Below are 13,367 nucleotides of genomic sequence, written 5' to 3' on the forward strand. Positions count from 1 at the left end.
TGAAAATTAGTATTTTGTTTAATAAAGATGGAGAAAAAAATGGAAGTTCGATATTCACCAGATAAAATCGGTTTTAGTTATCTCTCTACCGATGAATTAAGAGAAAGTTTTTTGATTGATTCGCTATTTACCAAAAATCAAATTCCGATGGTATATTCCGATGTTGATAGATCGATAACCGGTTCCGCAGTTCCGGTTGGCAAAGTATTAAAATTAGTTGCAACAAAAAAGGAAATGGCTGCCGATTATTTTGCAGAAAGAAGAGAAATTGGCATTATCAATATTGGTGGAAAAGGAACTATTACTGTTGATAAAATAAATTACACAATGAATAATCGTGATGCGATATATATAGGAAAGGGCGCAAAAGATATTTCTTTTAAAAGTACAGATTCAAAAAATCCGGCAAAATTTTATTTTGTAAGTTATCCCTCGCATACCTCTTATCCAACAAAACAAATAAAATTAGAAGATGCAGTTTCTGTAAATTTAGGAAGTGTATCTGATTCAAATAAAAGAACTATACATAAATATATTCTTCCTGGAAAAGTTGAAACATGCCAGCTTGTAATGGGCTTAACAATTCTAGATGAAGGAAGCGTTTGGAATACAATGCCTGCGCATACACATCAGAGACGCTCAGAAGTATATATGTATTTTAATTTACGTCCTGAATCAATGGTTGTACATTTACTTGGGGAACCCTCGGAAACAAGACATGTAATTATTCGTAATGAGCAAGCCGTGCTTTCAACAAGCTGGTCAATGCATTCCGGCTGCGGAACACAAAACTATTCATTTATTTGGGCAATGGGCGGTGAGAATCAAGTATTTGATGATATGGATTGGATTGATATGAAAGAGTTAAAATAAATTATTTCCTCACTTAAAAAGGAAGAACAATGCTTGGAACAAAAATAGAATTACCAAAAACAGAAGTTGAACAAAAAAAGAAAATAGGTAATTACAGATGGTTCATTGTTGCTTTAATATTTTTTGCCACAACAATTAATTATGTAGATAGAGCAGTTTTGGGTGTTTTAGCACCAACGCTTAGATCTGAAATTGGTTGGACCGATCAAGAATATGGATACATTAGTGCTGCATTTACATTAGCCTACGCAATTGGTTTTCTTTTTGCCGGTTGGTTTATAGATAAAGTTGGATCAAAATTAGGTTATACTTTGTATTTAACAGTTTGGTCATTAGCAGCCGCAGCACATGCATTAGTTAAATCAACTTTTGGTTTTGGTATAGCACGATTTGCTTTGGGGATTGGCGAATCGGGGAATTTCCCGGCGGCAATTAAAACTGTTGCAGAATGGTTTCCCAGAAAAGAGAGGGCTTTAGCAACCGGAATATTTAATGCCGGAACAAATGTTGGGGCCGTAATTGCTCCATTGGTGGTTCCGTGGTTGGCATTAAATTGGGGATGGCAATCAGCTTTTATTGTTACCGGTTTAGCTGGTTTAGTTTGGATTATTTTTTGGTGGCCTGTTTATAAAAAACCATCAGAACATCCTAAAGTTTCACAAGCAGAATTAGCGCATATTGAAAGTGATCCACCTGATCCGGCAGTAAAAATATCATGGTCAAGATTATTGCAATTTAAGCAAACATGGGCGTTTTCAATAGTAAAATTTTTAACGGATGCAATATGGTGGTTTTATTTATTTTGGTTTCCGCTTTTTATGAATGATAGATTTGGAGTTGATTTAAAAACAATCGGAATACCAATGATTATTGTATATGTTCTTGCTGATTTTGGATCAGTCGGCGGAGGATGGTTAAGCTCATTTTTACTAAAGAAAAATTGGACTGTGAATGCCGCAAGAAAAATTGCAATGTTGATTTGCGCTTTATTAATTTTACCAGTTGCTGCGTCACCTTATGTTGAAGATAAATGGATTGCTGTAATTCTAATTGGTATTGCAGCCGCAGCACATCAAGGATTTTCTGCTAATATTTTTACAACTACTTCAGATATGTTCCCGAGAAAAGCAGTGGGTTCTGTTGTTGGTATCGGAGGCTTTGCCGGTGCAATGGGCGGTTTCATAATGAATTTAGGCGCCGGATGGTTAAAACAAAATACCGGAAGTTACGAAATTATGTTTGCCATTGCCGCAGTTATTTATCTAATTGCTTTACTAATAATGCATTTGTTGGTTCCAAGACTTGAACCGGCTGTAATTGAATAAAATTTCATTAAATATATTCTTGAGTTAAAATTGATAATTGAATCAAGAGCATATGCAAGAGCCGGTTTACTCGGAAATCCTTCAGATGGATATTTTGGGAAAACAATATCGCTAATTATTAAAAATTTTGGTGCGCATATTTCTTTATATGAATCCCCAGAATTAATTATTGAGATTCTTGATCAAGATAAAAATGTATTTAAAAATATCTATGATCTTGTTGATAGAATTAAACTTCATGGATATTACGGCGGAGATAGACTAATAAAAGCAAGTATAAAAGCCTTCTTTGATTATTGCAGAGAAAATGAAATTAAAATTAAGAACAAAAATTTTTCCGTAAGATATAATTCTTCAATTCCAAGACAAGTTGGTTTAGCCGGCTCAAGTGCAATAATTACTGCTACAATGAAAGCTTTGCTTAAATTTTTTGAAGTAGAAATTAGCAAAGAAATTCTTCCCACACTTATTCTTTCTGCTGAAATTAAAGAACTAAACATTAATGCCGGACTTCAAGATAGAGTAATTCAAGTTTATGAAGGTTTAGTATATATGGATTTTGAGAAAGATTTTGTTGATAAAAATAATCATGGAAAATACGAGCAATTACCTATTGAAAATTTACCGAAAGTTTATTTAGCTTATAAGGATTCGTTAGGAAAGATTTCCGGTGTAGTGTTAAACGATATTGCAAGTCGATACAAGCGAGGTGATAAACTTGTTATTGATACACTTAATGAAATTGCAAATTGCGCTGCTGAAGGTAAAGATGCAATTATAAAAAAGGATTTTAAACTTCTTTCAGAATTAATTAACAGAAATTTCGACCTTCGTACAAAAATTATGAATATAAGTGAAGAAAATTTTGAGATGGTTGAAATTGCCCGTAAATGCGGGGCATCTGCAAAATTTGCGGGCTCAGGCGGTTCAATAATTGGTACTTATTCAAACGATGAAATGTTACATAAATTAATTATTGAATTAAAAAAAGTAAATGTAAGAGTAGTAAAACCATTTATTTCTTAGGAGATTTTAATGATTAAAAAAGCTGTAATTCCCGCAGCGGGACTTGGTACAAGATTTTTACCGGCAACCAAAGCACAACCAAAAGAAATGCTGCCTATTATTGATACGCCAACAATTCAATATGTTGTGCAAGAAGCTGTGGATTCCGGAATTGAAGATATTTTAATTATTTCCGGTAAAGGAAAAAGAGCAATTGAAGATCATTTTGATAGAAATTTTGAATTAGAAATTGCGCTCGAAGAAAAAAATGTGCAAGCACTAAATGAGATTAAGAATATTTCTGACATGGCGAAAATTCATTATATCCGACAAAAAGAATTAAAGGGTTTAGGCGATGCAATTTATCATGCAAAACATCATGTTGGTAATGAGCCATTCGCAGTTTTGTTGGGAGATACGGTTGTAAGATCAGTTATTCCAGCTACTCAACAATTAATTGATATTTATGAACAATACAAGCAAATCGTAATTGGTGTAGAGCAAGTTCCAAAAGAAAAAGTTCATAGATATGGAATTGTTGGCGGTGTAAAAATTAATGATTCACTTTATCAATTAAATGAAATGATAGAAAAACCAAGTATTGAAGAAGCGCCATCCAACTTAGCTGTAGCAAGTAGATATATTTTAACTCCCGATATTTTTAAAGCTTTGGAAGAAACTAAAGCCGGAAAGAATAATGAAATTCAACTAACGGATGCGTTAAAAATATTTCTATCAAGAGGTAGTGTTTATTCTTATACATTCGAAGGAAAACGCTATGATATTGGCGATAAACTTGATTATTTAAAAACTACGGTAGAATTTGGTTTAATAAGAAAAGAATTCAGAGAAGAATTTTTGGAATTTCTAAAGGAAATAATAACTAAGGAAAATGGAGACAAATTATGATTTTAGATAAATTCAAATTAGATGGAAAAGTTGCATTAGTAACCGGTTCAAATCAAGGTATTGGACAAATGTATGCAATTGCGTTAGCAGAAGCAGGCGCTGATATTATAGGTGTTTCATACACCTATGATTTTGCAGAAACAGAAAAATTGATAAAAGAAACCGGAAGAAATTTTAAATATTATGTAAGTGATTTTTCAAACCGAGACTCACTTTATGAATTTATCAAAAATGTAAAAAATGATTTTGAAAAAATAGATATTCTTGTAAACAATGCCGGAACAATAATGAGAAAACCAATTTCAGAACATCCGGATGAATATTGGGATAGAGTAATTGAAATAAATTTATCCGCACAATTTATTTTAACTCGTGAGTTTGGCAGAGATATGGCAGAAAGAGGTTATGGAAAGATTGTATTTATTGCATCATTACTTTCTTTCCAAGGTGGAATTACGGTTCCAGGCTATGCTGCATCAAAAGGTGGAATTAAACAAATCACAATGTCGTTTGCAAATGAGTGGGCTTCAAAAGGAGTAACTGTAAATGCTATTGCTCCGGGTTATATTGCCACTGAAAATACAAAAGCATTAAGAGAAGATGCTGTAAGAAATAAGGCTATTTTAGATAGAATTCCGCAAGGAAGATGGGGAACGCCGGAAGATTTAATGGGAACAATAGTTTTCTTAAGTTCAGACGCATCAAATTATTTAAACGGAAGTGTGGTTACTGTTGACGGCGGCTGGATGGGAAGATAAATCACTTTAATAAAATTTTATTAAAATAAAACTATTCTTAAAAATTTACTTTCTAATATTATTGTCATATTCTCCAAAGAATAAAAATATAGAATAAGTCTGTAATTGTATTGTTTAAAATTTCTCTATTCTAATTAGATGAAGTTTGTAAAAACTTCTTCTAACCTTTTAAGAAACCTTCCAAACTAAATTAAATGAATTTTTAAATTCCAACCATTTTTTTACGATAATACTTTCAGTGATTGATATTATCCTATAATTAAAGATTTTTAAAAGTATTTTCCGGGGGGAAAATGAAAAACAAAAAACTTCATTTAATAGAAATTTTGTTGCTTATAATTTTATTTTCTACTCATAATTTTTCTCAAGAAACTCCAGAATCTGTAATCAATTTAACAAAAACTAAATTAATCAATTGGGCATCTTCAAATAAAATAATTTCTTCAATTAATGATCAAAATGCCAAAAATTTGTCTTTAGATAAAATTAAAGATTTAGATAAAAAATGGACATCAACTTCTGGATTAGATGATTTTATGAATCAGATTTTAAATAATGATTGTTCACAATTTTTGAAAAATCTTCGTAAAGAAAATAGTTTTATTGTTGAAGCTTTTGTGATGGATAATAAAGGTGCAAATGTTGCAATGACCAATAAAACAAGCGATTATTGGCAAGGTGATGAAGATAAGTTTATAAAAAGTTTTAATAATGGGAACGGAAAAATTCACTATGGGAAAGTAACTTTTGATGAGAGTACGCAAACATATTTGATTCAAGTTTCAGTGCCGGTTTTGGAAAACAACAAAACAATTGGAGTTGTAACATTTGGAATTGATTACGGAAAATTTAAATAAATAGATAAACCAATTTGGGGTTTGGAAATGTATAAAAAAATTAAAAATTTAAAAGTCAATCAAAAGATTTCACTCATATTTTCAATTTTTATTGTTCTAATATTATTTATCGGCGGAGTTGGAATTTATAATATGTCAGCCATACATAAAAATTTGAAAGATATTGCCGAAGGAGATTTGCCAAGTATTGATCTAATAATTCAAATTGATAGAGATATGCAGCAAGCTTTGGTTGCCCAAAGAACAATGATTTTTTCAAGTGTGGGCAGCGAAACTTATAAAAATTTATTAGCTGATTATGAAGAAAATATTTCTCAAGTAAATGAAAGATGGAATAATGTAAAAGAATTAGGACATCATGAAATTAGTGAAGAAGTAATTAATAAATTTGAAGCAGCAAAAGATAATTGGATAAAAGTTTCGCAAAAAATTGTTGATGCAAGAACTTCCGATACTCCGGAAGGCAGAATTGAAGCAATTGAATTATCATTTCGAGAAGGTAATGAATCATTTGAAAAGGCAAGAGAATTTATAAATACTTTTACAGAAAATTTAGAAAAGGTAACAGAAACCGATATTGCCTCAAGCGACAACTCATATAATTTAGCAATAATTGTTATAAGCAGCGGATTAGGATTTGCAATTTTATTATCAATTATAATTGGTAAAGTTGTTAAAAATTTAATAGGAACTCCGGTTGTAAATGCTTCCGAAATGATGAACGATCTTAAAAAAGGAAAACTAAAACACAGACTTAATGTTGATACAAATGATGAAATTGGTATTCTCAGCAAATCAATGGATTCGTTTGCAAACACACTTCAAGAAATTACAAATAAAATGTATAAAATTGCAGACGGTGAATTTAATATAGAAATTAATCATCTCAGTTCAGAAGATGAAATTAGTCCGGCATTACAAAGAACGGTTGAAACACTGCAAAATCTTAAAATTGAAACTGACTTTTTAACAAATAGCGCATTGGATGGAAAGCTCAAGAACAGAGGAAATAGTTCTAAATTTAACGGCGGATATCAAGAAATTGTAAAAGGAATAAACGATACTTTAGACGCAGTAATTCTTCCAATAGAAGAAGGCGCAAAAGTTCTAAAAGTAATGACCGAAGGAGATATGACCGTACGCGTAAACGGGCAATATAAAGGCGATCATCAACTAATTAAAAATAGTATAAATAGTTTAGCTGATTCTTTTAATTCATTATTAGTTCAGCTTTCCGAAGTAATTCATGCAACTGCAAGTGCGTCAAATCAAATAACATCAAGCGCAGAAGAAATGGCTGCGGGATCAGAAGAACAAAGCAGTCAAACCGGAGAAGTTGCAACAGCTATGGAACAAATGGCTGCTACAATTGCAGAAACAACAAGAAATGTTATTAAGACAAATGAAGCTGCAAAAGATTCTAAAGAACTGGCTCAAGAAGGTGAAAATATTATTGAATCAACAATTAAAGGTATGGCAAAAATAGAAAGTGTTGTAAAGCAAGCTTCTGATATAATTCTTGAATTAGGACAAAGCAGTACACAAATTGGTCAAATTATAAAAGTTATAAACGAAATTGCCGACCAGACTAATTTATTAGCACTTAATGCTGCAATTGAAGCTGCGCGAGCAGGAGATCATGGACGAGGTTTTGCAGTTGTTGCAGACGAAGTTAAAAAACTTGCCGAACGAACAACTATTGCAACTAACGAAATTGCCGGAATGATTACAAAAATTCAGCACGATAGTAATAATGCGGTTTCTGCAATTCAGAAAGGAAATGAAGAAGTTTCTAAGGGAATGACTGAAGTTGTGAATGCCGGAAAATCAATGAAAAATATTGTTACATCATCTGATAAAGTTTTGGAAATTTCTTCGCAAGTTGCAACAACAAGTGAAGAACAATCGGCAACGGTTGAGCAAATTAGTAAAAGTATAGAATTAATTAATTCTGTTTCTCAAGAATCTTCTGCGGGAATTCAACAAGTTGCAAACGCTACAAATGATTTAAATGTTCTTGCTGAACAGCTTCAAAATATGGTAGGAAAATTCAAATTAGATAACGGCTCAAATTCAAGCAGTTTTGGCAAAAGTCATAGCGTAAATAAAAAAGGATATTTAGTTGAATCATAATTAAATTATTTAAGAAAATTTACTTTAGAAAAAAATCCCGTACATTTTATTGCGGGATTTTTTATAACTACCAATCAAAAAAAATGTTAATTTATTTGTTATGGAGAAAATAAATTTTATAAAAATGAACGGAGCCGGAAATGATTTTATTCTGGTTAACCAAATTGAAAATCCAAACTTTGTTCCAAATTCCTATTTGATAAAACAAATTTGCAACAGAAGAAAAGGGATTGGTGCAGACGGATTATTATTTATCAAAAATAATGAAAATTATGATTTTGAATTAGAATATTATAATTCCAATGGATCACTTGGTTCTTTATGCGGAAACGGTGCGAGGTGTTCAATAAAATTTGCTATTGATAATTTTGAAATCGGAAAAAATAAAACAACTTTTTTATGCAACAATAAAATTTATTCGGGAGAGAAAATTGATTCCGAAATTTTCAAATTTAATTTGAATGAAATATCGCAAATAAAAATAAATCAGCAAATTTTATTTGAAGGAAAAAATTTAAAATTTCATTTTGTTGATAACGGTTCTCCGCATGTAATAATTTTTTGGGAAGATTTTGAAAATTATACGAAAGATAATTTTGATGAATTTGATGTTTTCAATTTTGGAAGAAAAATTAGATATTCTGAAGTTTTCAAACCATTTGGAACAAATGTAAATTTTATTAAAATTGAAAAAAAAATTATCAAAATCAGAACTTTTGAAAGAGGAGTTGAGGAAGAAACTTTGGCTTGCGGAACCGGAACGGTTGCTTCTGCAATAATTTTAAATTTAATTAACAAAATAAATTCACCAATTACATTTTTAACAAAAGACAATGATGAATTAATTGTAGAATTTGAAAAAAATGAAAAATTTGAAAAAATTACCTTAACAGGACCTGCAAAAATTAATTATATTGGAACTTACAATTTTCAAAAATAGGGAGTTACATGGGGAAAGTTATTTTTTCTATTAGTTATGATATAATTCCGGAAAAAAGAGTAGAATATTTAGGAATTGTGCGTGAATTAAAAAGTATTATAAAATCTGATGGTTTGGAAAGTTATTCTGTATTTGAACAAAAATCAAAAGAAAATAGTTTTCAAGAAATTTATGTTTACAAATCTCAACAAGCTTGGGAAGATTCTGACGAAATTGAGAATGAAAGAGTTGATATTTTGATGACAAAATTATCGGATTTAATAAAAGAAAAATCTACTCAATATTCAACCTTGTTTGAAGTAGAAAATTAATAATTTTTAATAAAGCAAGAATTTTAAGATGTATGAATATGTCGGCGCAATTCATATGCACTCAAAATTTTCCGATGGTTCCGGAGATCCTGCCAAAATAGCTCAATTTGCCGATGAAGTTGGGCTCGATTTTATAATTCTAACCGACCATAATACTTTAAGAGCTTTACATGAAGGCTTTGAAAAATGGTATGGTCAAACTTTGTTGCTGGTTGGCTGTGAATTGAATGATAAATTCAATAAAAATCATTACTTGGCAATGAATATTTCGGAAACATATTCCACGCGACAATCGGCAAAAGAATATGTTAAAAAAGTTAAAGATGCCGGCGGAATTGGATTTATTGCACATCCGCATGAAGAAAGAAATTCCATGAAAGAACATCCGCCTTATCCTTGGACTGATTGGGATGCCGGAGATTTTACCGGAATTGAAATTTGGAATCACATGTCGGAATGGATGGAAGGATTAACTGAACAAAATAAATACAACCATTTTATTCATCCGTTAAAATCAATTGTTGGTCCATCAAAAAAGACTTTGCAAAAATGGGATGAATTAAATAAAAAAAGAAAAGTTGTTGGAATTGGCGGAATTGACGCACATGCACATAAAATTAATGTTTTGGGATTTGTGGAAGTTGAAGTATTTCCATATAAAGTTTTATTCAAATCAATTAGAACGCATATTTTAACTGAAAAGAAATTGCGAGCAAAAAATATTTCCGTCGATTCATCAAAAAAAATAATTTATGATAGTCTTGAAGAAGGAAAATGTTTTATTTCCAATGATTACCATGGTGATGCAAAAGGATTTAAATTTTATGCCAAATTGGGAAAAGAACATTTCCAAATGGGCGATACAATTAAAAGTTCTGGGAAAGTTAATCTTAAAGTTATCCTTCCAAATAAACTTGGAAAAATTACTTTAATTAATAACGGAAAACCACTTAGCACAGTTGAAAATACTGAAGCTGATTTTATTGTTCAAAAACCCGGGCAATATAGAGTTGAAGTTTACTTAAACGAACACGCATGGATTTTTTCTAATCATATTAGGATTGAAAACTAATATTTATTATTTTTCCCGTTCAAAATTGATTCACATTCAAAAATCCAAATAAAATTATGATCGGAAAAAAGAAAAAACTATCGAAAAAAGAAATTCAAGAAGACAAACTTGTAACCAGTTTTTATAAAACTCAAGGCTTCTTTGAAAAAAATCAACAATATTTATTAATTGGCGTTGGCATTATTGCGGCAATTGTTTTAGCGGTCTTTTGGTACAACAGCAAAGTTGAAGACGATAATCTTCAGGCAACTACTCAGCTTGCAAGTATAATTCCTTTATATGAAAATGGTCAATATCAAAAAGCAATTGACGGAGAACCGGGAACAAATGTAGTGGGTTTAACTTCAATTGTTGATAATTACGGAAGCACAGAACAAGGCGAAATTGCTAAAATGTATTTGGCAAACTGTTATTTCTCTTTGGGAAATTACCAAAAGGCTATGGAATTTTATTCAGATTATTCCGGTGATAGCGATTTATATAAAGCAAGTTCATTAGCAGGACAAGCAGCATGTAATGAAATGCTTGGAAATTATGAAGATGCTGCCGATGATTACGAAAAAGCATCAAAAATTGTTAAAATAGAATCACAATCAGCAACTTATTTATTAAGTGCCGGAAAAAATTATCTCAAATCAAATTCTGCTGAAAAAGCAAAAGAATTATTTGAGAAAATTAAAAATGATTACAAAAACACAACTTCAGCAAGAGAAATTGATAGATTTCTCTATAATTTTTAATTCAATTTAATAACAAAAATATTTAAGGGTATGGCAGATACAGCAGATTTCAGAAATGGACTAATCATTAAATTCAAAAATGATTTATACGCAATTACAGAATTTCAACATGTAAAACCCGGCAAGGGCGGAGCTTTTGTAAGAACAACTCTTAAAAATTTGCGAAACGGAAAGGTTTTAGATAATACTTTCAGATCCGGCGAAAGTGTTGAAATTGTTAGAGTTGAAAGAAGAAAATATCAATATCTTTTTAGAGAATCCAACGATTTAGTAATTATGGATAATGATACCTACGAACAAATAAATGTTTCTGAAGAATTGTTTGACGGAGGCGATAAGTTTTTAAAAGAAGGTGAGGAAATTGAATTACTTCTTGATGATAAAGAGCAAATTGTTACGGTTGAAATTCCATTATTTGTTCAATTAAAAGTAGTTGAAACAGAACCAGGTTTTAGAGGAAATACAGCAACAAACGCAATGAAATCAGCAAAATTAGAAACCGGCGTAACAATCAACGTTCCACTTTTTATTGATCAAGATGATATTCTAAAAGTTGATACTAGAACCGGACAATACATGGAAAGAATTAAAAGTTAAGGGGCAAAATGGATATCAATGAAATTAAAAAACTTATAAAAGTTTTTGAAAATAGTGCAATCACTGAATTATCCGTTCAAGAAGGTGATTTAAAAATTAAAATTTCCAAAAATGGTTCCGTTGGTACTCCAATTTACACAACTCAAAATATTCCATTTCAAAATTTAGCGAGCAATAATTCAGAATCAAATAAAACTACAACAGTAATAGAAACTCCGCAAGTTAAGGAAGAAAATTTTCATATAATAAAATCCCCAATAGTTGGTACTTTTTATAGATCCCCTGCTCCGGACGCAGATCCTTATGTTCAAATTGGTGATACAGTTAATACCGGAAGCGTTCTTTGTATTGTTGAAGCTATGAAATTAATGAATGAAATTGAATGTGATTTAAGTGGAAAAATTATTCAGATATTAGTTGAAGATGGAACTCCGGTTGAATATAACCAGCCATTATTCAAAATAGAAAAGAGTTAATAATCTTAGGAGTTCTTTTTGTTCAAAAAAATACTGATTGCAAATAGAGGCGAAATTGCATTAAGAATAATTAGAACTTGCAAAGAGTTGGGAATTCCAACAGTTGCGGTTTATTCAGTTGTTGATAAAGATTCTCTCCATGTTGTTTTTGCCGATGAAGCAGTTTGTATAGGTCCCGCATCTTCCAAAGAAAGCTACCTAAAAATTCCAAGTATAATCTCTGCTGCACAAGTTACCGGAGCAGATGCAATTCATCCGGGATACGGATTTTTAGCAGAGAATTCAGAATTTTCTGAAATTTGTGCCGAATCAAATATAAAGTTTATCGGTCCTTCACCGGATATGATTAATAAAATGGGTGATAAAGCTTTTGCAAAATCTACAATGAAAAAATGTGGAGTTCCGGTTGTTCCTGGAAGTGACGGAGCTGTTGCCGATGTTGAAGAAGCTAAAAAAATTGCACAAGAAATTGGTTATCCTTTAATGTTGAAAGCTTCTGCTGGCGGCGGCGGTAAAGGAATGAGAATTGTTTGGAAAGAAGACGAAATTACAAAAGCTTTTCAAACTGCAAGCAATGAAGCTTTTGCAGCTTTTAATAACGGTGAACTTTATTTAGAAAAATTTATTGAAAATCCTCATCATGTTGAAATTCAAATAATGGGCGATCAATTTGGAAATGTTTATCATTACGGCGAAAGAGATTGCACAATTCAGCGCAGACATCAAAAATTAATAGAAGAAACTCCGAGTCCAATTATTACTGATGAGACAAGACAAAAAATGGCTGAAGCTGCAATTCTTGGCGCTAAATCTGTAAATTATGAAGGTGCCGGAACAATTGAATTTTTAGTAGATAAAAATCAGAATTTTTATTTCATAGAAATGAACACAAGAATTCAAGTTGAGCATCCGGTTACGGAAATGGTAAATAATATAGATTTGATCAAACAACAAATTTTAGTTGCCGCAGGAAATAAAATTACCGAAATTCCACAAAAGCCAATTGGACATTGTTTTGAATTTAGAATAAATGCTGAAGATCCTGAAAATGGTTTCAGACCATCTCCGGGAAAAATAAATTATTTACATTTTCCGGGTGGTTTTGGTGTTAGAATTGATTCTCATATTTATAATCAATATACAATTCCATCAAATTATGATTCTTTGGTAGCCAAACTAATTGTTTGGGGTATGGATAGAGAACACGCAATTTCAAGAGCTCTTAGAGCTTTTGAAGAATTTGCCGTTGACGGAATTAAAACAACAATTCCATTTCACATTAAAGTTTTACAAAACGAAAAATTTAGAAATGCTGATTATGATACTTCTTTTATAGATAAATATTTTGCGAAATAAATAGTAGAGGTTAAT

The 13,367-nt window shown here is 31.2% G+C and carries 14 protein-coding genes; all 14 read left to right on the plus strand.

Annotation, left to right across the window (positions count from 1 at the left end; translation table 11 throughout):
• Positions 1 to 39: 39 nt before the first annotated feature.
• The 14 genes from kduI (at position 40) to accC (ending at position 13,352) form a co-directional block, all read left to right on the plus strand.
• Positions 40 to 873, plus strand: a complete 834-nt coding sequence (gene kduI, locus IPH62_12245) for a 5-dehydro-4-deoxy-D-glucuronate isomerase (protein ID MBK7106044.1) — start codon at positions 40 to 42, stop codon at positions 871 to 873.
• Between the two features lie 29 nt (positions 874 to 902).
• Positions 903 to 2,198, plus strand: coding sequence for an MFS transporter (locus tag IPH62_12250; protein ID MBK7106045.1), 1,296 nt, complete (start codon positions 903 to 905; stop codon positions 2,196 to 2,198).
• A 30-nt stretch (positions 2,199 to 2,228) separates the two neighbouring features.
• Complete coding sequence (locus IPH62_12255; protein MBK7106046.1) at positions 2,229 to 3,224, plus strand: GHMP kinase; 996 nt, start codon at positions 2,229 to 2,231, stop codon at positions 3,222 to 3,224.
• A gap of 9 nt (positions 3,225 to 3,233) precedes the next feature.
• On the plus strand, positions 3,234 to 4,112 hold the full coding sequence (gene galU / locus IPH62_12260; protein MBK7106047.1) for a UTP--glucose-1-phosphate uridylyltransferase GalU: 879 nt from the start codon (positions 3,234 to 3,236) through the stop codon (positions 4,110 to 4,112).
• Entirely contained in the window at positions 4,112 to 4,870 is a 759-nt protein-coding gene (locus IPH62_12265) for an SDR family oxidoreductase (protein ID MBK7106048.1), read from the plus strand. The genes galU and IPH62_12265 overlap by 1 nt, the downstream gene beginning before the upstream one ends.
• 293 nt (positions 4,871 to 5,163) lie before the next feature.
• On the plus strand, positions 5,164 to 5,727 hold the full coding sequence (locus tag IPH62_12270; GenBank protein MBK7106049.1) for a PDC sensor domain-containing protein: 564 nt from the start codon (positions 5,164 to 5,166) through the stop codon (positions 5,725 to 5,727).
• A gap of 27 nt (positions 5,728 to 5,754) precedes the next feature.
• Positions 5,755 to 7,860: a methyl-accepting chemotaxis protein gene (locus IPH62_12275; GenBank protein ID MBK7106050.1), complete on the plus strand. Its 2,106-nt coding sequence runs from the start codon at positions 5,755 to 5,757 to the stop codon at positions 7,858 to 7,860.
• 100 nt (positions 7,861 to 7,960) lie between these two features.
• On the plus strand, positions 7,961 to 8,800 hold the full coding sequence (locus IPH62_12280; GenBank protein ID MBK7106051.1) for a diaminopimelate epimerase: 840 nt from the start codon (positions 7,961 to 7,963) through the stop codon (positions 8,798 to 8,800).
• 8 nt (positions 8,801 to 8,808) lie between these two features.
• On the plus strand, positions 8,809 to 9,111 hold the full coding sequence (locus IPH62_12285; protein ID MBK7106052.1) for a hypothetical protein: 303 nt from the start codon (positions 8,809 to 8,811) through the stop codon (positions 9,109 to 9,111).
• Positions 9,112 to 9,139: 28 nt separating this feature from the next.
• Complete coding sequence (locus IPH62_12290) at positions 9,140 to 10,183, plus strand: CehA/McbA family metallohydrolase (protein ID MBK7106053.1); 1,044 nt, start codon at positions 9,140 to 9,142, stop codon at positions 10,181 to 10,183.
• A 56-nt stretch (positions 10,184 to 10,239) separates the two neighbouring features.
• On the plus strand, positions 10,240 to 10,923 hold the full coding sequence (locus IPH62_12295) for a tetratricopeptide repeat protein (GenBank protein ID MBK7106054.1): 684 nt from the start codon (positions 10,240 to 10,242) through the stop codon (positions 10,921 to 10,923).
• 30 nt (positions 10,924 to 10,953) lie between these two features.
• Complete coding sequence (gene efp / locus IPH62_12300; protein MBK7106055.1) at positions 10,954 to 11,520, plus strand: elongation factor P; 567 nt, start codon at positions 10,954 to 10,956, stop codon at positions 11,518 to 11,520.
• Positions 11,521 to 11,528: 8 nt separating this feature from the next.
• On the plus strand, positions 11,529 to 11,996 hold the full coding sequence (accB, locus tag IPH62_12305) for an acetyl-CoA carboxylase biotin carboxyl carrier protein (protein ID MBK7106056.1): 468 nt from the start codon (positions 11,529 to 11,531) through the stop codon (positions 11,994 to 11,996).
• A gap of 18 nt (positions 11,997 to 12,014) precedes the next feature.
• The gene (accC, locus tag IPH62_12310; protein MBK7106057.1) at positions 12,015 to 13,352 is read left to right on the plus strand and encodes an acetyl-CoA carboxylase biotin carboxylase subunit; all 1,338 of its coding nucleotides are present in this window, start codon (positions 12,015 to 12,017) and stop codon (positions 13,350 to 13,352) included.
• Positions 13,353 to 13,367 lie beyond the last annotated feature (15 nt).

It is taken from the genome of Ignavibacteriota bacterium (assembly GCA_016708125.1).
In the GTDB taxonomy this organism is placed as follows: Bacteria; Bacteroidota; Ignavibacteria; order Ignavibacteriales; family Melioribacteraceae.

What these genes read in the sequence shown, in the direction of transcription:
- kduI (MBK7106044.1), top strand. Translation starts at nt 40, where the DNA reads ATGGAAGTTCGATATTCACCAGATAAAATCGGTTTTAGTTATCTCTCT.
- IPH62_12250 (MBK7106045.1), top strand. Translation starts at nt 903, where the DNA reads ATGCTTGGAACAAAAATAGAATTACCAAAAACAGAAGTTGAACAAAAA.
- galU (MBK7106047.1), top strand. Translation starts at nt 3,234, where the DNA reads ATGATTAAAAAAGCTGTAATTCCCGCAGCGGGACTTGGTACAAGATTT.
- IPH62_12270 (MBK7106049.1), top strand. Translation starts at nt 5,164, where the DNA reads ATGAAAAACAAAAAACTTCATTTAATAGAAATTTTGTTGCTTATAATT.
- IPH62_12275 (MBK7106050.1), top strand. Translation starts at nt 5,755, where the DNA reads ATGTATAAAAAAATTAAAAATTTAAAAGTCAATCAAAAGATTTCACTC.
- IPH62_12280 (MBK7106051.1), top strand. Translation starts at nt 7,961, where the DNA reads ATGGAGAAAATAAATTTTATAAAAATGAACGGAGCCGGAAATGATTTT.
- IPH62_12285 (MBK7106052.1), top strand. Translation starts at nt 8,809, where the DNA reads ATGGGGAAAGTTATTTTTTCTATTAGTTATGATATAATTCCGGAAAAA.
- IPH62_12290 (MBK7106053.1), top strand. Translation starts at nt 9,140, where the DNA reads ATGTATGAATATGTCGGCGCAATTCATATGCACTCAAAATTTTCCGAT.
- IPH62_12295 (MBK7106054.1), top strand. Translation starts at nt 10,240, where the DNA reads ATGATCGGAAAAAAGAAAAAACTATCGAAAAAAGAAATTCAAGAAGAC.
- efp (MBK7106055.1), top strand. Translation starts at nt 10,954, where the DNA reads ATGGCAGATACAGCAGATTTCAGAAATGGACTAATCATTAAATTCAAA.
- accB (MBK7106056.1), top strand. Translation starts at nt 11,529, where the DNA reads ATGGATATCAATGAAATTAAAAAACTTATAAAAGTTTTTGAAAATAGT.